Genomic DNA, 19,111 nt, shown 5'->3' on the forward strand with positions numbered 1-19,111 from the left:
TCGCGCGGCAGTTGCGTGACACCGTGCCGCCGTCGGAGGGCGTCGTGGCGTCAAGCTGCCGGCTCCACATGGCGTGGGGAGGGGCGGGCCGTTCCGGCCCGCTGGCGAAGGTTCGATGACGGCGATTTGGTTCATCCTGGCGGGCATGACCGCCGCGGCCGTGCTCGGCCTGCTCTGGCCGATGTCGCGCCGCGCCTCCGTGCCGGTCGGGGAGGGAGGCGGCTCCGGCGTCGATACCGAGACGGCCTTCTACGAGGACCAGATCGCCGAGATCGGGCGCGACCTGGAACGCGGCCTGATCGCCCCCGAGGAGGCCGAGACCGCACGGGCCGAGGCGGCCCGCCGGCTCCTGCGGGCGAGCCGCGAGGCGCGGCGCGAGGCGGAGGAATCCGGTGCGGCCGAGGCCGCGCGCCCCGCGGAGCCGCGGCTGCGCCGGCGCCGGGCCGCCTCGGCCTTCGCGCTGTCCACCATCCCGCTCGTCGCGCTGATCGCCTACGGCCTCTACGGCTCGCCGGAGCTGCCGGCGCAGACCGCCGCCGACCGCCAGGCCGCCCGCGGCGGCAATGAGGACCTGATGAAGGCCGTCGGGCAGATCGAGGCGCGACTGGCCCGCGACCCGAACGACGCCCGCGGCTGGGCGGTGCTCGCCCCCGTCTACATGCGCACCGGCCGATTCGACGATGCGGCCCGGGCCTTCGGGAACATCGCCAGGCTGAAGGGCGAGACCGCCGACATCCTGGCCGATTGGGGCGAGGCGCTCACGGCGGCCGGCGACGGCACCGTCTCGCCCGAGGCGAAGGCGCTGTTCGCGAAGGCGCAGGCCAAGGATGCGAACGTGCCCAAGGCCCGCTTCTATCTCGCCCGCGCCGCCGAGCAGGCCGGCGACACCGGCGAGGCGATCCGCCAGCTCACGGCGCTCGAGGCCGCTGGCCCCGCCGACGCGCCCTGGCTCGGGCTGGTGCGCCAGACTCTGGCGCGCCTCAAGGGCGAGCCGGCCCCGGTCGCCACCCCTCAGGCCCCCCAAGGGATCCCGGCCGAGCAGCAAGCGGCGATCCGCGGCATGGTCGACGGCCTCGATGCCCGGCTCAAGGCGGGCGGCGGCACCCCCGACGAGTGGCTGCGGCTCGTCCGGTCCCGCGCCGTGCTCGGCGAAAGGGATCAGGCGGTCGCCGCCCTGGCCCGCGCCCGGGTGGCGCTGGCCGGCAACCCGCCGGGGCTCGCCCAGGTGGAGGACGGCGCCCGGATCCTCGGCCTCGATCCCGGGAGCCAAGCCCCACCGGCGGCAGCCGGACCCGCCGCGGCGCCCGGCCCCACCGCCCGGGCGGAGACCGAGGCGGCGGTCGCGGCCGTCCGCGCGATGCCGCAGGCGGAGCGCGATGCCGCCATCCGCGGCATGGTCGAGGGTCTCGACCGGCGCCTCGCGGCCCGGGGCGGCACGCCGGACGAGTGGCTGCGCCTGGTGCGTTCCTACAGCGCGCTGGGTGATCGCGAAAAGGCGATCAAGGCCCTCGACCGGGCCCGGATGGCGCTCGCCGCCAACGGCGAGGCGGTCGCCCGGCTGGACGGGCTGGCTCGGGAACTCGATCTGCCCGCCAAATCCAGTCCCTGACGCCGCAGGACCGCGCGCGCGGGGCCCGCGCGGCTGTTCGTACGACAATCGGTCCCGATGCACGCCCTTGACCGGCGCGCTCACGGAGCCGACACCCTCAGAGGGTCGAATAAGAACGGTTCAGGTCTGGCCGGGCCCGGGCCCGCCGGATCCCGGGGTGGAAGAGTCGTGACGCGCAAGAGCCGCCGCCTGATCCTGATCGCCGCCTGTGGCAGCGTGCTCGCGCTCGCCGTTGGGCTGATCCTGTTCGCGATGAGCGGGTCGATCGTCTTCTTCCGCTCGCCCTCCGATATCGCCCAGCAGGGCATCGCCCCCGGCACGCGACTGCGCCTCGGCGGTCTCGTAAAGGACGGCTCGCTCAAGCGCGGGCCCGGCCAGACGGTGGATTTCACCGTGACCGACACCAACGCCACAGTCGAGGTCCAGTACAAGGGGCTGCTGCCGGACCTGTTCCGCGAAGGACAGGGCGTGGTCGCCGAGGGCACCCTGGAGCCCGGTGGCCTGTTCCGCGCCGACACCGTGCTCGCCAAGCACGACGAGTCGTACATGCCCCGTGAGGTTGCCGACGCACTGAAGGCCCAGGGACGCTGGCAGGAGGGCGGAGCCAAGGGTGGCCCGTCGCCCAAGCCCGCGACCGCCTCGGCCGAAAAGACCCTCGGCCCCCGCAGCGAGCGGTAAGGAATCCGGCATGATCGTCGAGACCGGCCATTTCGCCCTCGCGCTCGCGCTGGCGATTTCCCTCGTTCAGGCGGTGATGCCGGTCTGGGCCGCGCGCTCAGGCGATCCGGCCCTGCGCCAGACCGCCTCGCAGGCCGCGCTCGGCGCCTTCGCCTGCGTGCTCTTCGCCTTCGCGGCGCTGACCTACGCGCACGCGACCTCGGACTTCTCGGTCCAGAACGTCGTCGAGAACTCGCACACCCAGAAGCCGCTTATCTACAAGCTCTCCGGCGTCTGGGGGAACCACGAGGGCTCGATGCTCCTCTGGGTCCTGATCCTGACGCTGTTCGGCGCCTGCGTGGCGGTGGCCAGGAACTCGGTCCCGCCGCGGCTGCGCGCCAATACGCTCGGCGTGCAGGGGCTGATCACCTTCGTGTTCGTGCTGTTCATCATCACGACCTCGAACCCGTTCAGCCGCGTGATTCCGGCGCCGCTGGAGGGCAACGACCTCAACCCGCTGCTGCAGGATCCGGGGCTGGCGATCCACCCGCCGCTCCTCTACGTCGGCTATGTCGGCTTCTCGATCAGCTTCGCCTTCGCGGTCGCCGCGCTGATCGACGGGCGGATCGACGCGGTCTGGGCGCGGGCGGTGCGCCCCTGGACGCTCACCGCGTGGTGCTTCCTGACGCTCGGCATCGCGATGGGCTCGTACTGGGCCTATTACGAGCTCGGCTGGGGCGGCTGGTGGTTCTGGGACCCGGTGGAGAACGCCTCCCTGATGCCCTGGATCGCCGGCACGGCGCTGCTGCACTCCACCGTGGTGATGGAGAAGCGCGACGCCCTGAAAGTCTGGACGGTCCTGCTCGCCATCCTGACCTTCTCGCTGTCGCTGATCGGCACCTTCCTGGTCCGCTCGGGCGTGATCACCTCGGTGCATTCCTTCGCCACCGACCCGACCCGCGGCATCTTCATCCTGGCGATCCTGATCCTGTTCATCGGCGGCTCGCTCACGCTATTCGCGTGGCGGGCGCCGCTGCTGCGGCAGGGCGGCCTGTTCGCGCCGATCTCCCGGGAGGGCTCCCTGGTCCTCAACAATCTCTTCCTGGTCGCCGGCTGCGCGACCGTGCTGGTGGGCACCCTGTACCCGCTGCTCCTGGAGATGCTGACGGGGGAAAAGATCACCGTCGGGCCGCCCTTCTTCAATTCCACTTTCGTGCCACTGGCGATCCCGCTGCTGCTGATCGTCCCCTTCGGCCAGGCCCTCGCCTGGAAGCGCGGCGACGTGCTCGCCGCCGCTCAGCGCCTGTTCGCGGCGCTCGCGGTCGCCCTGGTGATCGGTCTCGGCGTGCTGGCCCTGACCTGGGGCGGGCCGATGATGGCGCCGGTCGGGATCGGGCTCGGCGCCTACCTGCTGATCGGCTCCGCGCTGGAGATCGTCTCCCGGGCCCGGGGCTACGGGGCGAGCCGGACGCGCTCCCTCGGCCAGATCGGCCGCCGCGCCTTCGGCCTGCCGCGTTCGGCCTGGGGGACCTCCCTCGCCCATGCCGGTGTCGGCGTCGTGGTGATCGGCATCGCCGCCCAGGGCTGGGCCACCGAGGGTCTGGCCACGCTGAAGCCCGGCCAGACCCTGACCACGGGGCCCTACACGGCGACCCTCGAGCGGGTCGCCCCCCGCACCGGCCCGAACTACGAGGAGGCGGCCGCCTACCTGACGGTTCGGAACCGGTCCGGCGACGAGGTCGGCCAGGTCGAGACCGGCAAGCGCTTCTATCCGAGCCGCAAGATGGCGGTGACGGAATCCGGCCTGCTGACGATCGGCGCGAGCCAGGTCTATGCCAGCCTCGGGGAGATCGGCCAGGACGGCAGCGTCGGCCTGCGCCTGTACTACAAGCCGCTGGTGCTGATGATCTGGCTCGGCGCCGTCGTGATGGCGCTCGGCGGCGGGCTGTCGCTGACCGACCGCCGGATGCGCGTCGGCGTCCCCGCCAAGGCGCGGGGGCGCGCGCTGCCCGCCGCCACGGTGCCGGCCGAGTGATGGCCCGGGACATGGAATCGGGCGCCACGGTTGCCGACGCTCTCCCTCCCGCCCCCGCACAGGGGGGAGGCAAGGCGCGTGTCCGGATGACCTTTGCGGTCCTCGCCACACTCGCGCTCGCCGCCCCCGCCCACGCCGTCCAGCCCGACGAGGTGCTGAAGGACCCGGTCCTGGAGCACCGCGCCCGGGAGATCTCGGCGGAATTGCGCTGCCTCGTCTGCCAGAACCAGTCGATCGACGATTCCGACGCGCCGCTCGCCAAGGATCTGCGGCTGATCGTGCGCGAGCGCTTGGTGAAGGGGGACGGCGACCGCGCGGTCCTGGACTACGTCGTAGACCGCTACGGCGAGTTCGTGCTGCTGCGCCCGGTCTTCGCCCTGCACACGCTGCTGCTGTGGCTGACCCCGGTGCTGGCCGTGCTGCTCGGCGGTTTCGGGATCTGGCGCCTGGCGCGTCGCCGGTCGGCCGCGCCGGCCCGGGCGCTGACCGCCGCCGAGGAGGCGGAGGTCGCGGCGCTGCTGCGGCGAGAGTAGACTTCGGGGCCTTGCGACTCGCCCGGATCCATTCGGCACGAGTCTTGGATCCGGCGGTGCAGACCGCACGATCGGTGACGCGCCCCGGGGTTAGGACGATGACGGCCGCTACGCTCACCATCTCGAGCCGAAACTACTCGTCCTGGTCCCTGCGGGGCTGGCTGATCTGCCGGATGGCCGGTCTCGACTTCGACACCGAGGTCTTGTCCGGCGCGGATGTCACCAGCCGGGCGGAACTGCTGCACCTGTCCCCGTCCTTCCTGGTGCCGCGCCTGCGTCACGGCGACATCGTGGTCTGGGACGCCCTCGCAATCGCCGAGTATCTCAACGAGACGTTCCCGGGAGCTGGCTTCCTGCCCGGCGACGTGGCGGAACGGGCTCATTGCCGTTCGATCGCCGGTGAGATGCATTCGGGCTTCGTCAACCTGCGTTCCGCCCTCCCGATGAACCTCCGCGCCTTCCATCCGGGCTTCCGGGTGTTCAACGGCGCGCGGGCCGATATCGAGCGGATCGTCACGATCTTCGACGATTGCCTCGACCGCTACACCGGGCCGTACCTGTTCGGAGAGCGGCCGTGCCTTGCCGACGCCATGTACGCGCCGGTCTGCACGCGCTTTCGCACCTACGACGTGGCGCTGCCGCCCCGCGCCGCGGCCTACCGGGATACGATCCTGCACTGGCCGCTGATGGTCGAATGGACCGAGGCCGCCGCCAACGAGCCGGAGGAGATCGAAGAGCTCGACATGGAGTTCTGAGGCTTCGCCGCCCGCTCATCGGTGCATTTTATTGCAGGGCACCAATTCTTGGTGCGGTGCACGCGAGCGCGTCTGCGTGTTCGGAAGGCCGCTCGCAAGTCGCGACTGCGACCGTCCACCCCCTGCGACCTCCGCGCCAGTGACAGTTCGACAGGCGTCCTTTGTTGGGTGACCGGACTGCGCGATTGATGGGAACCGGCATTTCTGTTCCACTTCGCATTAGAAAAGGAACAGACTGGGCTGGAAACCATGGCGCGTCACGAGCCCTGGAGCGCGGAGCGCGCCTCCGGGATCATCGCAGAGCATACTCATCTCGAAGGTGCGACACTGCCGATCCTGCATGCGCTGCAGGAGACCTTCGGTTACGTCGACGGCGGCGCCGTGCCGCTCATCGCCGACGCGCTGAACCTGTCGCGCGCCGAGATCCATGGCTGCATCACCTTCTACCATGATTTTCGGTCGCACCCGGCCGGCCGCCACGAGGTGAAGCTCTGCCGGGCCGAGGCCTGCCAGGCGATGGGCTCGGAGAAGCTCCACCGGGAGATCCTCGGCCGCCTCGGCTGCGGCTGGCACGAGACCACGGCCGACGGCAGCGCCACGGTTGAGCCGGTCTACTGCCTCGGCCTCTGCGCCAATGGCCCCGCCGCTCTCATCGACGGCGAGCCGGTCGCACACCTGACCGCGGATGCCCTCGACGAGGCGCTGGCCGAGACCAAGCGGGAAACCCGGCAATGAGCGTCACCCTCTACGTCCCCCGGGACGCCGTGGCGCTGGGCCTCGGTGCCAACAAGGTCGCCCGGGCGCTCTTCGCCGGCGCCGAGCGCCGCGGCCTCGACGTGACCATCGTGCGCACCGGCTCGCGCGGCCTCTTCTGGCTGGAGCCGATGGTCGAGGTCGCCACGCCGGAGGGGCGCATCGCCTACGGGCCGGTCAAGGTCTCGGATGTCGATGCCCTTCTCGATGCCGGCCTGGCCACAGGCGGCGATCATGCCCTGCGCCTCGGTGATCCCGAGACGATCCCGTTCCTGGCCCGGCAGCAGCGTCTCACCTTCCACCGCTGCGGCGTGATCGATCCGGTCTCGGTGGAGGATTACCGGGCCCATGGCGGGTATCGCGGGCTCGAAGCCGCCCTGAGGCTGGACGCGGAAGGGATCGTCGCAGCGGTGCGCGATTCCGGGCTGCGCGGGCGCGGCGGCGCCGGCTTCCCGGCGGGCATCAAGTGGAACACCGTGATGCTCGCGAAGGCGGACCAGAAATACGTGGTCTGCAATGCCGACGAGGGCGATTCCGGCACCTTCGCCGACCGGATGATGATGGAGGGCGACCCCTTCAACCTCATCGAGGGCATGACCATCGCGGCCGTCGCCACCGGCGCGACCCGAGGCTACATCTACCTGCGCTCCGAATACCCGCAGGCCTTCGCGACCCTGAAGGAGGCCATCGCCAACGGCGTCGGAGCCGGGGTGCTGGGCCAGAATATCCTGGGCTCGGGCAAGGACTTCCATCTGGAGGTCCGGCTCGGGGCCGGCGCCTATATCTGCGGCGAGGAGACGTCCCTCCTGGAGAGCCTGGAGGGCAAGCGCGGCATCGTGCGCGCCAAGCCGCCGATCCCGGCGCTGAAGGGTTTCCTCGGCCAGCCGACGCTGGTCAACAACGTGATGACCTTCACGGCGGTGCCCTGGATCCTGGAGCACGGCGCCAAGGCCTATGCCGATTACGGCATGGGCCGGTCGCTCGGCACCCTGCCGATCCAACTCGCCGGCAACGTCAAGCACGGCGGCCTGATCGAGCTCGCCTTCGGGGTGACGCTGCGCGACGTGATCCAGGAGTATGGCGGCGGCACCCGCTCCGGGCGCCCGGTCCGGGCGGTGCAGGTCGGCGGCCCGCTGGGGGCCTATTTCCCGGTCGATCTGCTCGACACGCCGCTCGACTACGAGGCGATGGCGGCCAAGAAGGGCCTCGTCGGCCACGGTGGCATCGTTGTGTTCGACGACACCGTCGACATGGCCCGTCAGGCCCGCTTCGCCTTCGAGTTCTGCGCCACCGAATCCTGCGGCAAGTGCACCCCCTGCCGCATCGGCGCGACCCGCGGGGTCGAGACCATGGACAAGGTGATCGCCGGCATCCGGCCGGAGGCGAACCTGAAGCTGGTCGAGGACCTCTGCGAGGTCATGACCGACGGTTCGCTCTGCGCCATGGGCGGGCTGACGCCCATGCCGGTGATGAGCGCGATCACCCATTTCCCCGAGGATTTCAGGCGCGCCGGCGATCTGCCGGCTGCGGCCGAGTGAGGAGGCGTCGATGGGCCTGATCAAGGAGATCGACTACGGCACGCCGATCCGCGTGGCGGAGCAGACCGTCACCCTGACGATCGACGGGATGGAGATCACGGTGCCGGCCGGCACCTCGGTGATGGCGGCGGCGATGCATGCCGGCACGCAGATCCCGAAGCTCTGCGCCACCGACTCGCTGGAGCCCTTCGGTTCCTGTCGGCTGTGCCTCGTGGAGATCGAGGGCCGGCGCGGCACGCCGGCCTCCTGCACGACCCCGGCCGAGAACGGCATGGTGGTGCGCACGCAGTCGGACAAGCTCGCCAAGCTCCGCAAGGGCGTGATGGAGCTCTACATCTCCGATCACCCCCTCGACTGCCTGACCTGCGCAGCCAACGGCGATTGCGAATTGCAGACCCAGGCGGGCGTCGTGGGCCTGCGCGACGTGCGCTACGGCTACGACGGCGACAACCACGTCAAGCCGAGTGCCGAGAAGTACCTGCCGAAGGACGAGTCCAACCCGTACTTCACCTACGACCCGTCGAAGTGCATCGTCTGCAACCGCTGCGTCCGCGCCTGCGAGGAGGTGCAGGGCACCTTCGCGCTGACCATCGCGGGCCGCGGCTTCGACTCGCGCGTGGCCGCTGGCCCGACGAACTTCTTCGAATCCGAGTGCGTGTCCTGCGGCGCCTGCGTGCAGGCCTGCCCGACCGCGACCCTCCAGGAGAAGTCGATCCACGAGTTCGGCCAGCCCGAGCACGCGGAGGTGACGACCTGCGCGTATTGCGGCGTGGGGTGCTCGTTCAAGGCCGAGATGCAGGGCACGCGGGTCGTGCGCATGGTGCCCTACAAGGCCGGCAAGGCCAACGAGGGCCATAGCTGCGTCAAGGGCCGCTTCGCCTACGGCTACGCCACCCACAAGGACCGCATCACCAAGCCGATGATCCGGGAGAAGATCACGGATCCCTGGCGCGAGGTGTCCTGGGAGGAGGCGATCAACCACGCGGCCTCCGAGTTCAAGCGGATCCAGGCGCAATACGGCAAGGATTCGGTCGGCGGCATCACCTCGTCGCGCTGCACCAACGAGGAGGCCTACCTCGTCCAGAAGCTCGTGCGCGCCGCCTTCGGCAACAACAACGTCGATACCTGCGCCCGGGTCTGCCACTCGCCGACCGGCTACGGCCTGATGTCGACGCTCGGCACCTCGGCCGGTACCCAGGACTTCAAGTCGGTGGAGCAGTCCGACGTGATCCTGGTGATCGGCGCGAACCCGACGGACGGCCACCCTGTCTTCGGCTCGCGCATGAAGAAGCGCCTGCGCCAGGGGGCCAAGCTGATCGTGGCCGATCCCCGCCGGATCGACCTCGTGAAGTCGCCCCACATCAAGGCCGACTATCACCTGCCGCTGAAGCCCGGCTCCAACGTCGCCTTCATCAACGCGATGGCGCACGTCATCGTCACCGAGGGGCTGATCGACGAGGCCTATGTCCGCGAACGCTGCGACCTCGCCGAGTTCGAGTCCTGGGCCCGCTTCATCGCCGAGGAGCGCCATTCGCCCGAGAACCAGGCCCAGTTCACCGGCCTCGACCCGGCGGACGTGCGCGCCGCGGCCCGGCTCTACGCCAAGGGCGGCGCGGCGGCGATCTATTACGGCCTCGGCGTCACCGAGCACAGCCAGGGCTCGACCATGGTGATGGGCATGGCCAACATCGCCATGGCCACCGGCAACATTGGCAAGCTCGGCGCAGGCGTGAATCCGCTGCGCGGCCAGAACAACGTCCAGGGCTCCTGCGACATGGGCTCGTTCCCGCACGAGTTCACCGGCTACCGCCACGTCTCGGACGACGCCACCCGCGAGAGCTTCGAGGCCCTTTGGGGTGCCAAGCTCGACGGCACGCCGGGCCTGCGCATCACCAACATGCTCGACGAGGCTGTCGAGGGCACCTTCAAGGGCATGTACATCCAGGGCGAGGACATCGCGCAGTCTGATCCCGACACGCACCACGTCACCTCGGGGCTCAGGGCGATGGAGTGCATCGTCATCCAGGACCTGTTCCTGAACGAGACCGCGAAATACGCCCACGTCTTCCTGCCGGGCGCCTCGTTCCTGGAAAAGGACGGGACCTTCACCAACGCCGAGCGCCGCATCTCCCGCGTGCGCAAGGTGATGCCCCCGATGGGCGGCTACGGCGACTGGGAGGGCACGGTGCTGCTCTCGAACGCGCTCGGCTACCCGATGGCCTACAGCCACCCGTCCGAGATCATGGACGAGATCGCCAGCCTGACCCCGAGCTTCACCGGCGTGTCCTACGCCAAGCTCGACGAGCTGGGCTCGGTGCAGTGGCCCTGCAACGAGAAGGCGCCGCTCGGCACGCCGATGATGCACGTGGACCGCTTCGTCCGCGGCAAGGGCCGGTTCATGATCACCGAGTTCCTGGCCACCGAGGAGCGCACGGGGGCGAAGTTCCCGCTGATCCTCACCACGGGCCGGATCCTGTCGCAGTACAATGTCGGCGCCCAGACCCGCCGCACCGAGAACTCGCGCTGGCACGAGGAGGACGTGCTGGAGATCCACCCGTTCGACGCGGAGCTGCGCGGCATCGTCGACGGCGACCTCGTCTCGCTGGAGAGCCGCTCGGGAGACATCGCGCTCAAGGCCAAGGTCTCGGAGCGGATGCAGCCGGGCGTGGTCTACACCACGTTCCACCACGCCAAGACCGGCGCCAACGTGATCACCACCGACTACTCGGATTGGGCGACCAATTGTCCCGAGTACAAGGTCACGGCGGTGCAGGTCCGGCGGACCAACCGGCCCTCGGACTGGCAGGCGAAGTTCTACGAGGAGGATTTCTCGCTGACGCGCATCGCCAATTCCCAGGACACAGCCCTGGATGCGGCGGAGTGAGCCGATGAGCGCGCTGACGCAGGAGGACAAGCTCCTTCGGATGGCAAACCAGATCGCCTCGTTCTTCCGGTCCTACCCGGAGGACGAGGCGGTCGCCGGGGTGCACAAGCACATCACGGCGTTCTGGACGCCCCGCATGGTCTCGAAGCTCGAAGCTGCCCTGCCGGAGATGGGCGACCGGGCCGATATCCTGGTGCAGCGGGCGATGTGCGGCGCGGAGCCGCGGGCCGAGAGCCCAGTCCGACCCGCGACCCGCGACCCGCAGAAGCTCGGCGAGGGCGCAAGCGACGCAGGCTGATCCGCACTCTCCACCGCGGATCCTTGGATCAGGGTCCGTTTTCAATCGTAACGTGTGCTGGAAACCGGCACGCGGAACGGCTAGGCTTTCACCGAGGTATGACTCGAACAATGAAGTCATGCTCGGAGGAATCATCGTATGCGTGCAGAATTGGCGGGCGCGGTCGCGCCCGGGAGCGATTACAATTGGCTGTCCCGTGAGCGGATCGTCGCGAAACCGGGCTTCAACCGCTGGCTCGTTCCGCCTGCTGCCCTCGCAATCCACCTCTGCATCGGCATGGCCTACGGGCTCTCGGTGTTCTGGCTGCCGCTGAGCCGGGCGCTCTCCGTCGGCCAGCCGGCTCCCGCCTCCTGCCCCGACATGGGCGTGATGACGGCTCTGTTCACCACCACCTGCGATTGGCGGGTCAGCGACCTCGTCACCGTCTTCTCCATCGGGATCGTCGTGCTCGGCCTCTCGGCCGCCCTGTTCGGGGGCTGGCTGGAGCGGGCCGGTCCGCGCAAGGCTGGCATCGCGGCCGCCTTGTGCTGGGGCGGCGGCTTCCTGATCGGTGCGCTCGGCGTCTACATCCACCAGCTCTGGCTGGTCTGGCTCGGGATGGGGCTGATCGGCGGCATCGGCCTCGGCCTGGGATACATCTCCCCGGTTTCGACGCTGATCAAATGGTTCCCCGACCGCCGCGGGATGGCGACCGGCATGGCGATCATGGGCTTCGGCGGCGGGGCGATGATCGGCTCACCGCTTGCCGACGGCCTGATCAAGTCCTTCCGGAGCGCCGATTCCGTCGGCGTCTGGCAGACGCTCGCCGTGATGGGCCTCGGCTACATCGTGTTCATGCTGGGCGGCGCCTTCGGCTACCGGGTGCCGCCGGCCGGGTGGCGCCCGGACGGGTGGGCCCCCTCCGCTTCCAAGAGCGCCATGATCGCCTCTGGCCACGTCCATCTCCGGGACGCGCACAAGACCTTCCAGTTCTGGATGATCTGGCTCGTGCTCTGCCTCAACGTCTCGGCCGGCATCGGCGTGCTGGCCCTGGCCTCGCCCATGCTCCAGGAGATCTTCGGTGGTTCGCTGATCGGGCTGCCGGGCACCGGCTTCTCCGCCCTCGACACCGGACAGAAGGCGCAGGTCGCCGCCATCGCGGCCGGCTTCGTCGGCCTGCTGTCGCTGTTCAACATCCTCGGCCGGTTCTTCTGGGCTTCGATGTCGGACCGGATCGGTCGCAAGTTCACCTACGCGACCTTCTTCGTGCTCGGCGGCGTGCTCTACGCGGCCGCGCCCTGGGCGGCCGGGATCGGCTCCCAGGCCCTGTTCGTCGCCATCTTTTGCGTGATCCTGTCCATGTATGGCGGCGGCTTCGCGACGATCCCCGCCTATCTCGCCGATGTGTTCGGCACCCAGTTCGTGGGCGCCATCCACGGGCGCCTGCTCACGGCGTGGTCGACGGCCGGCATCGTCGGACCCTTCGTGGTCACCAAGATCCGCGAGGCGCAGGCGGCCACGGGCGTGCAGGGCGCAGACCTCTACGGGCGGACGATGTATGTGCTCGCGACCTTCCTGGCCGTCGGGTTCCTTTGCAACCTGCTGATCCGGCCCCTGGCCGCCAGCTGGTTCATGCCCGAAGCCGAGCGCGCAGCGCTCGATGCCCGGGTGGGCGCCTCGTCGGTCCGGTCGTCGGGCTCGTTCGGCATCGGCCGCGGCGGGTTCAGCCTCGGGGCCGCCCTGGCCTGGGCCGTGGTCGGCATCCCGATCCTCTGGGGCATCGGGATCACCCTGTCGAAGGCGTTCATCCTGTTCCGCTGAGCGCGCCAAACCGAGACCCGAGCGCCGTTCCTGATTGCTACGCGATCGGGATCGGCTCTAGGTTCCGGCATCCCTCCCCGCGGGGCGTGCGCCGCTCGGAATGCCTCCGTGATCGACAAGCTGGACTTCCTGTTGGCCCTCGCCCGCGAGCAGCATTTCGGCCACGCGGCCGAGGCCTGCGGCGTGACGCAGCAGACCCTCTCGGCGGGCGTGAAGCAGCTGGAGAACCGCTTCGGCGTGCAGCTCGTGCTGCGAGGCTCGCGCTTCCAGGGCTTCACACCCGAGGGTGAGCGCGTCCTCGAATGGGCGCGGCGGATCGTGGCCGATGCCCGGGCGATGCACGAGGAGGTCACGGGCCTGCGCCGCGGCCTGACCGGGCACCTGCGCATTGCCGCGATCCCCACCGCACTGCCGATGATCGTGAACCTGACGACGCCCTATCGCGAGCGCCATCCGGACGTCCGACTCACCGTGGAGTCCGCCACGTCGGCCGACATCTTCTCACTGATCGAGAATCTGGAGGCGGATGCCGGGCTGACCTATCTCGACAACGAGCCTCTTGGCCGGGTCGTGTCCGTGCCGCTCTACCGGGAGCGCTACCGCCTGGTCACCGCGCTCGGCGGTCCGTTCGACGGCCGCGCCAGCGTGACCTGGGCCGAGACCGGCAGGCTGCCGCTTTGCCTGCTGACCCCGAACATGCAGAACCGACGCATCATCGATCAGCAGATCCGGGAATCCGGCGCGGACCCGGCCGCGACCCTCGAGTCGAACTCGATGATCGTGCTGCTGACCCATGTGCGCACCCTGCGCTGGGCCTCGATCATGCCGGAGATCCTGGTCGACGCGCTGGGGCCGATGGAGGGCGTGCGCGCGATCCCGATCACCGCGCCGGACCTGGAGCACACGATCGGCCTCGTCGCCCCGCGGCGCGAACCCTCGACCCCGATGGTGACCGCCCTCGTCGCCATCGCCAGGACCCTGGCGCGGACCCTCGACCCGGACCTGTCGGGTACAACCGGAGCGGAGCCGGGCCCCTGAGCGGCGCACGCGGCTCCCCGCCGCGCGTCGAGGGGAGACGGGCAGAGCCGGGAACGCGGCGACACGCAGGCTGCGGTGATTGGCCGGGGCCGCCCTGGCGGCGATGGGTTTGTCCGGGAATTTGCGCGCACGACGAGAAAAGCCGCCCCGTCACCGGAGCGGCTTTTCTCGTCGGATGGAGCCAGGTGGTGGCCCCGAGGTCTTACTTGATCTTGGTTTCCTTGAAGTCGACGTGCTTGCGCGCGACCGGATCGTACTTGCGCATCGTCAGCTTCTCGGTCTGCGTGCGGGAGTTCTTCTTGGTGACGTAGAAATAGCCCGTGTCGGCGGTGGAGACGAGCTTGATCTTGACGGTGACGGCCTTGGCCATGGCGCGGCGCTCCTGCAGGGTGCGGCATTCCGCGTGAGCGAAACGCAAATGGCCGGGAGAGCCCGGCCGAATACGGGCCGCTCAATGCCCGATCGGGCCCGTCAGGTCAAGGTCGGGATCCGGATCGCTCCGTCATGGCGAGGCACAGGGCGAAGGCCAGGAACAGCCCGAGCAGCGCCAGCGCGAAGCCCTGCGGCGGCACGAGGTCGAGGCCGCCGCCGATGATCGGCGGCCCCAGCATCAGGCCGACATTGTAGAGCACCACGAAGGCGGCGTTCGCCCCCGCGAGATCGGAGGCGGCGACCCGGTCGCCCAGGGTCGCCAGGCCGACGGTGTAGAGCGTGCCGGCGAGGCCGCCCCAGACCAGCAGGAGCAGGCCGAACGCCAGCGGCGAGCCGGAGGCCAGCGGGATCAGGGCCGAGCCTGCCGCCCCCCCGAGGCTCGCGCCGAGCAGCACCGCGCGCCGGTCGAGGCGGTCGGCGAGCCAGCCGAACGGGATCTGGAACAGCACGTTGCCGAGGGCGATCAGGCTGACGAGGCCGGCCGCACCTTGGGCGTCGTAGCCGATGCGCAGGCCGTAGAGCGGCAGGATCGCGAAGATGCCGGTCTCAACCGCCCCGTAGGCGAGGGCGGCCAGCAGCGCGCCGGGGGCGAGGCGCAGGTAGCCGACGATGCCGCGCCCGGAGCCCGATTCGATCGACGGCGACAGCCCGCGCGCGAGGACGATCGGCAGGCCGCCGGCCAGCATCAGGGCCGCACCGGTCAGGTAGGGGGGCAGCCCCTCCGTCCCGACCAGCGCCAGCAGCATCGGGCCGACCGCGAAGCCGGCCGCCAGCACGGTGGCGTAGATGCCCATCACGAGGCCGCGGCGCTCCGGCGGGGCTGCGGCGTTGATCCAATACTCGGAGAGGACGAACAGGGCGCCCAGCGTGGCCGAGAAGACGAAGCGCAGCGGGAACCACAAGGCGATCCCCGGCAGCAGCGGGAAGGTCCCGAGGCTCAGCGCGCCGACGGCCAGCGCGAGGCAGAGCAGCGGCGCGACGCCGATCCGCGCCGCGAGCCGCGGCACGAACGGCACCGTGCAGATGCTGGCGATGCCGGCGATCGCGGTGTTCAGACCGATCAGCGTGCTCGACGCCCCGCGTCGCTCCATCTCGATCGACAGCAGCGGGATCGACAGGCTGAGGCCGATCCCGACCACCGCCACGCAGGCGATGGCCGCCGCGATCGCCGCCACGGGCTCCGCCCCGATCCCGCGGCCCTCGCGCCCCTCGACCATGCGCGCCGGCCGCTCGGAAAAATTCACAGCGCGACCCGTTCCCGGCGGCCGTAGCGCTCGTAATGGAAGGGGATCATCCGGTGCGGCGCGAAATCGGCGGCGATCTGCGCCTCGAGGTCGTCGAGGATGGCCCGTGTGATGAACGGCAGGTCGAGCTTGCGCGCCGCTTCCAGGCGGACCCAGGCGAGTTCGGTGAGTTCCGCATCGGACGTCACCCGGCCGGGCTCCTCGACCGCGATCATGCGGCGGTCGACGGCGAAGAAGCGCGTGTCGAAGCGGCGCACGCGCTTGGGCGGCGTGATCGCACGGGCGACGAGGTGCAGCGCCTCAAGATCGGGCAGGACGCCGTGCCGGGCGAACCCCTCCCACCCCCCTGGGGCAGCCTCCGGCGCGCCGTGCTCCCGGGTGCCGAGCAACAGGCCGGTCTCCTCGTAGGTCTCCCGGATCGCGGCCAGCGCCAGCGCCCGGCCGAGATGATGCGGCGGCCGGGAGACCTGCCGGTTGAGCGCCGCCTCCGCGTAGTCGGGCAGCGCACCGGCCACCGGCATGTGGCGGTCGCCGAGTTCGATCCGCCCGCCCGGGAACACGAACTTGCCGGGCATGAAGGCGAGGTTCGGGTTCCGGCGGCCCATGAGGACCTTCGGGCCGCGTTTCCCGCGACGGTCGAGCACGATCATCGTCGCGGCGTCCCGCGGCCGCAGGCGCGCCGCGGAGGGTTTCCGCTCACGGGTGATCGCGGTCTCGGATTCCTGCTGCGGCTCCGGCTGCGGCAAGGCGCGTCTCCTCCAACCCCGAAGCGGGGCGGACCCGCGGTAGCGTGGCGAAGCCGTGCATGCCAAGGGCGTATTGCAACCCGACGACGGCGCCCTTGACCGGCTGGAGCAACGCCAGGGCGAACAGCAGCGTGACGACCGGCCACACCCCCATCTCGACCCAGAGCGGGACGTCGTAGGCGGTCTCGGTCTCCAGGATCAGGTAGCCCACCACGTGGGCGACCACGAAGATGACCACGTAGGGCGGCAGGTCGTCGGCCCGGTGGTGGTGCAATTCCAGCCCGCAAGCCGCGCAGTCCGGCCGCACCTTCAGGAAGCGCCCGAAGATCCGGCCCTCGCCGCAATGAGGGCAGCGGCCGACGAAGCCCCGGGCCATGGCGGGGATCAGGCGGGTGCGCACGGGGATCGCGTCGGCGGCCATGTCCAGGCTGTACACCGGCCGGGTCAGCGGCGCGAGCCGCGATGGCGCGTACCGGCGTTGCGGATGCCGGCGGGTCTGCCCGGCGAGGCGGCGTTGAACGGGCGGCCGCCGGGCTTCCGGCCGGGTCCGCCCGCCTTGCCGGCCCCGGAGCGCGCCCGGCCCTCGCTGAGCAGCTCGAAGCGGAGCGCGCCCGCCACCGGCGCCGCCTCGACGAGGCGAACCTCGACGCGGTCGCCCAGGCGGAACGTCTCCCCGCTGCGCTCGCCCACCAGGGCGTGGCGGGCCTCCTCGTGGCGGAAATAGTCGGCGCCGAGCTGCGAGATCGGCACGAAGCCGTCCGCCCCGGTCTCGTCGAGCTTGATGAACAGGCCCGACCGGGTGACCCCCGCGATCTGGCCCGCGAAGGTCGCCCCGATCCGGTCGGCGAGATGGTGCGCGATCAGCCGATCGATGGTCTCGCGCTCGGCCGCCATGGCGCGGCGCTCGGCCGCCGAGATCTGTTCCCCGATCTGCGCGAGCTCGCCCGCGGAGATGTCGTTCGCGAGCCCGTCCCTTCCGAGCGTGCACGCCGTGATCAGCGCCCGGTGAACGATCAGGTCGGCGTAGCGGCGGATCGGCGAGGTGAAGTGGGCGTAGCGGCGCAGGTTCAGGCCGAAATGACCGAGATTCTCCGCGGCGTAGACCGCCTGAGCCTGGCTGCGCAGGATCACCTCGTTCAGAAAGACGCCGTGCTCGCTCTCGGCCGCGGTGGCGAGGATGCGGTTGAACAGGGCGGGGCGCAGCGCCCCCTCCTTCGGCAGCTTGATGCCGATCGAGGCCAGAACCTCGCCGAGCGCCCGCATCTTCTCCAGCGCCGGCTCGTCGTGGACGCGGTAGATCAGCGGCTGGCGTGCGTGCTCCAGGGTTTCCGCGGCTGCGACGTTCGCCTGGATCATGAACTCTTCGATGAGCCGGTGCGCGTCGAGGCGCTCCGGCACGATCACCCGGTCGACCGCGCCCTCCGGGGAGAGCAGCACCTTGCGCTCGGGCAGGTCCAGGGCCAGTGGCCCGCGTTGGTCCCGCGCCTCGCGCAGGGCCGCGTAGGCCGTCCAGAGCGGGCGCAGCACCGTTTCCAGCAGCGGCCCGGTGGCCGCGTCCGGCCGCCCGTCGATGGCGGCTTGCGCCTGGGCGTAGGCGAGCTTGGCGCGCGAGCGCATCATCACCCGGTGGAAGCTGTGGCGGCGCTTCACGCCGTCGGCCGCGATCACCATGCGCACCGCGATGGCCGGACGGTCCTCGCCCTCGCGCAGGGAGCAGAGATCGTTCGAGATCCGCTCGGGCAGCATCGGCACGACACGGTCGGGGAAGTAGACCGAGTTGCCCCGCTCCAGCGCCTCGCGGTCGAGGCTCGAACCGGGGCGGACATAGGCCGCTACGTCCGCGATGGCGACGGTGAGGATGAAGCCGCCCGGATTGGCCGGGTCGGGATCGGCCTCGGCCATCACGGCGTCGTCGTGGTCCTTGGCGTCGGGCGGATCGATGGTCAGGAGCGGGCGGTCACGCCAATCCTCGCGGCCCTTCAGGGTGGCGGGCTCGGCAGCGTCGGCCTCGGCCAGGGTGGCGTCCGAGAACACGTGCGGGATGTTGTGCAGGTGGAGCGCGATCAGGCTCACCGCCTTCTCGGAGCCGAGCGACCCCAGGCGCTCCCGGACGCGGCCCCGCGGCAGGCCGAAGCGCGTCTCGCGCTCCACCGAGACGCTCACGAGGTCGCCGTCCCGGGCCTGGCCCTCCTCGCCGGGCGGGATCAGGATCTCGCGGCCCTGCGAACGCTTCTCCACCGGTACGATGCGGCCGCCCTGCGCGCCGGCGCGGTAGACGCCGATCACCTCCGCGCGGTTCTTGCCGATGACCTTGATGACCCGGCCCGTGTAGCCGCCCTCGGCGTCGCGCTCGACCCGGACGAGCGCCCGGTCGCCGATGCCTGCGGCCGGCCGGTTGCCCTTCCGGGAGCCGCGCGGCTGGCTGAGCACGATGGCGGGCGGCTTGCCCGTGCCGCTCCATTCCACCGGGATCGCCAGGAAGTCGCCGTGCCGGTCGCGGGAGCGGATATCCGTCAGCACCACAGGCGGCAGGCTGCCCGAAGCCGCGAGGCCGCCGCGCCCGCGATCGAGGGCGCCGTCCTCCTCGATCTCCTTCAGCACGCGCTTGAGCTCGATCTTGGCGGCGCCCTTGATGCCGAACGCTTTGGCGATCTCCCGCTTGCCGACGGGTTCCTTCGCCTCGGCCACGAAGGCGAGGATCTGCTCACGGGTGGGGACGGGCGGGGGAGCGGCGGGCTCGGCCGCCTCTGCGCGGGTGCGTCGTGCCAAAAGGTGGTGCCGGACGGTTC

At 70.6% G+C, this 19,111-nt stretch carries 16 protein-coding genes; 11 read left to right on the plus strand and 5 right to left on the minus strand.

The window, feature by feature from the left end:
- Positions 1–115: 115 nt before the first annotated feature.
- From ccmI to Q8W67_RS12005, 11 genes are all read left to right on the plus strand, one after another.
- Positions 116–1,609 (plus strand): c-type cytochrome biogenesis protein CcmI, encoded by a 1,494-nt coding sequence (gene ccmI / locus Q8W67_RS11955; protein WP_305545624.1) that lies wholly within the window; start codon positions 116–118, stop codon positions 1,607–1,609.
- Positions 1,610–1,777: 168 nt separating this feature from the next.
- Positions 1,778–2,287: a cytochrome c maturation protein CcmE gene (gene ccmE / locus Q8W67_RS11960; RefSeq protein WP_305545626.1), complete on the plus strand. Its 510-nt coding sequence runs from the start codon at positions 1,778–1,780 to the stop codon at positions 2,285–2,287.
- Positions 2,288–2,297: 10 nt separating this feature from the next.
- Complete coding sequence (locus Q8W67_RS11965) at positions 2,298–4,301, plus strand: heme lyase CcmF/NrfE family subunit (RefSeq protein ID WP_305545628.1); 2,004 nt, start codon at positions 2,298–2,300, stop codon at positions 4,299–4,301.
- 86 nt (positions 4,302–4,387) lie between these two features.
- A complete protein-coding gene (locus Q8W67_RS11970; protein ID WP_305545630.1) occupies positions 4,388–4,834 on the plus strand; it encodes a cytochrome c-type biogenesis protein in 447 nt (148 codons plus the stop codon).
- A gap of 98 nt (positions 4,835–4,932) precedes the next feature.
- Positions 4,933–5,589, plus strand: a complete 657-nt coding sequence (locus Q8W67_RS11975) for a glutathione S-transferase family protein (RefSeq protein ID WP_305545632.1) — start codon at positions 4,933–4,935, stop codon at positions 5,587–5,589.
- A 249-nt stretch (positions 5,590–5,838) separates the two neighbouring features.
- On the plus strand, positions 5,839–6,324 hold the full coding sequence (locus tag Q8W67_RS11980) for a formate dehydrogenase subunit gamma (RefSeq protein ID WP_305545634.1): 486 nt from the start codon (positions 5,839–5,841) through the stop codon (positions 6,322–6,324).
- Positions 6,321–7,880, plus strand: coding sequence for an NADH-quinone oxidoreductase subunit NuoF (locus tag Q8W67_RS11985; protein ID WP_305545635.1), 1,560 nt, complete (start codon positions 6,321–6,323; stop codon positions 7,878–7,880). The genes Q8W67_RS11980 and Q8W67_RS11985 overlap by 4 nt, the downstream gene beginning before the upstream one ends.
- A 10-nt stretch (positions 7,881–7,890) precedes the next feature.
- Complete coding sequence (gene fdhF, locus Q8W67_RS11990) at positions 7,891–10,764, plus strand: formate dehydrogenase subunit alpha (protein ID WP_305545636.1); 2,874 nt, start codon at positions 7,891–7,893, stop codon at positions 10,762–10,764.
- Between the two features lie 4 nt (positions 10,765–10,768).
- Complete coding sequence (locus tag Q8W67_RS11995; RefSeq protein ID WP_305545638.1) at positions 10,769–11,062, plus strand: formate dehydrogenase subunit delta; 294 nt, start codon at positions 10,769–10,771, stop codon at positions 11,060–11,062.
- A 138-nt stretch (positions 11,063–11,200) separates the two neighbouring features.
- Positions 11,201–12,862, plus strand: coding sequence for an OFA family MFS transporter (locus tag Q8W67_RS12000; RefSeq protein WP_305545640.1), 1,662 nt, complete (start codon positions 11,201–11,203; stop codon positions 12,860–12,862).
- 108 nt (positions 12,863–12,970) lie between these two features.
- Positions 12,971–13,900 (plus strand): LysR family transcriptional regulator, encoded by a 930-nt coding sequence (locus Q8W67_RS12005; RefSeq protein WP_305545642.1) that lies wholly within the window; start codon positions 12,971–12,973, stop codon positions 13,898–13,900.
- Between the two features lie 202 nt (positions 13,901–14,102).
- Here Q8W67_RS12005 and rpmG read toward each other — a convergent pair whose 3' ends face one another.
- The 5 genes from rpmG to rnr form a co-directional block, all read right to left on the minus strand.
- Complete coding sequence (gene rpmG / locus Q8W67_RS12010; RefSeq protein WP_020092568.1) at positions 14,103–14,270, minus strand: 50S ribosomal protein L33; 168 nt, start codon at positions 14,268–14,270, stop codon at positions 14,103–14,105.
- Positions 14,271–14,376: 106 nt separating this feature from the next.
- Positions 14,377–15,549, minus strand: coding sequence for an MFS transporter (locus Q8W67_RS12015; protein WP_305545808.1), 1,173 nt, complete (start codon positions 15,547–15,549; stop codon positions 14,377–14,379).
- Between the two features lie 23 nt (positions 15,550–15,572).
- Positions 15,573–16,322, minus strand: a complete 750-nt coding sequence (locus Q8W67_RS12020) for an NUDIX hydrolase (protein WP_370693864.1) — start codon at positions 16,320–16,322, stop codon at positions 15,573–15,575.
- Positions 16,273–16,743 (minus strand): DUF983 domain-containing protein, encoded by a 471-nt coding sequence (locus tag Q8W67_RS12025; RefSeq protein WP_305545812.1) that lies wholly within the window; start codon positions 16,741–16,743, stop codon positions 16,273–16,275. The genes Q8W67_RS12020 and Q8W67_RS12025 overlap by 50 nt, the downstream gene beginning before the upstream one ends.
- Positions 16,744–16,766: 23 nt before the next feature.
- Positions 16,767–19,091, minus strand: coding sequence for a ribonuclease R (gene rnr, locus Q8W67_RS12030; RefSeq protein WP_305545649.1), 2,325 nt, complete (start codon positions 19,089–19,091; stop codon positions 16,767–16,769).
- Positions 19,092–19,111 lie beyond the last annotated feature (20 nt).

The organism is Methylobacterium sp. NEAU K, from assembly GCF_030700285.1.
In the GTDB taxonomy this organism is placed as follows: domain Bacteria; phylum Pseudomonadota; class Alphaproteobacteria; order Rhizobiales; family Beijerinckiaceae; genus Methylobacterium.

Bases quoted from the DNA above. Each gene is read 5' to 3' on its own strand.
- ccmI (WP_305545624.1), top strand. From the start codon at position 116: ATGACGGCGATTTGGTTCATCCTGGCGGGCATGACCGCCGCGGCCGTG.
- Q8W67_RS11965 (WP_305545628.1), top strand. From the start codon at position 2,298: ATGATCGTCGAGACCGGCCATTTCGCCCTCGCGCTCGCGCTGGCGATT.
- Q8W67_RS11970 (WP_305545630.1), top strand. From the start codon at position 4,388: ATGACCTTTGCGGTCCTCGCCACACTCGCGCTCGCCGCCCCCGCCCAC.
- Q8W67_RS11975 (WP_305545632.1), top strand. From the start codon at position 4,933: ATGACGGCCGCTACGCTCACCATCTCGAGCCGAAACTACTCGTCCTGG.
- Q8W67_RS11980 (WP_305545634.1), top strand. From the start codon at position 5,839: ATGGCGCGTCACGAGCCCTGGAGCGCGGAGCGCGCCTCCGGGATCATC.
- Q8W67_RS11985 (WP_305545635.1), top strand. From the start codon at position 6,321: ATGAGCGTCACCCTCTACGTCCCCCGGGACGCCGTGGCGCTGGGCCTC.
- fdhF (WP_305545636.1), top strand. From the start codon at position 7,891: ATGGGCCTGATCAAGGAGATCGACTACGGCACGCCGATCCGCGTGGCG.
- Q8W67_RS11995 (WP_305545638.1), top strand. From the start codon at position 10,769: ATGAGCGCGCTGACGCAGGAGGACAAGCTCCTTCGGATGGCAAACCAG.
- Q8W67_RS12000 (WP_305545640.1), top strand. From the start codon at position 11,201: ATGCGTGCAGAATTGGCGGGCGCGGTCGCGCCCGGGAGCGATTACAAT.
- rpmG (WP_020092568.1), bottom strand. From the start codon at position 14,270: ATGGCCAAGGCCGTCACCGTCAAGATCAAGCTCGTCTCCACCGCCGAC.
- Q8W67_RS12015 (WP_305545808.1), bottom strand. From the start codon at position 15,549: ATGGTCGAGGGGCGCGAGGGCCGCGGGATCGGGGCGGAGCCCGTGGCG.
- Q8W67_RS12025 (WP_305545812.1), bottom strand. From the start codon at position 16,743: ATGGCCGCCGACGCGATCCCCGTGCGCACCCGCCTGATCCCCGCCATG.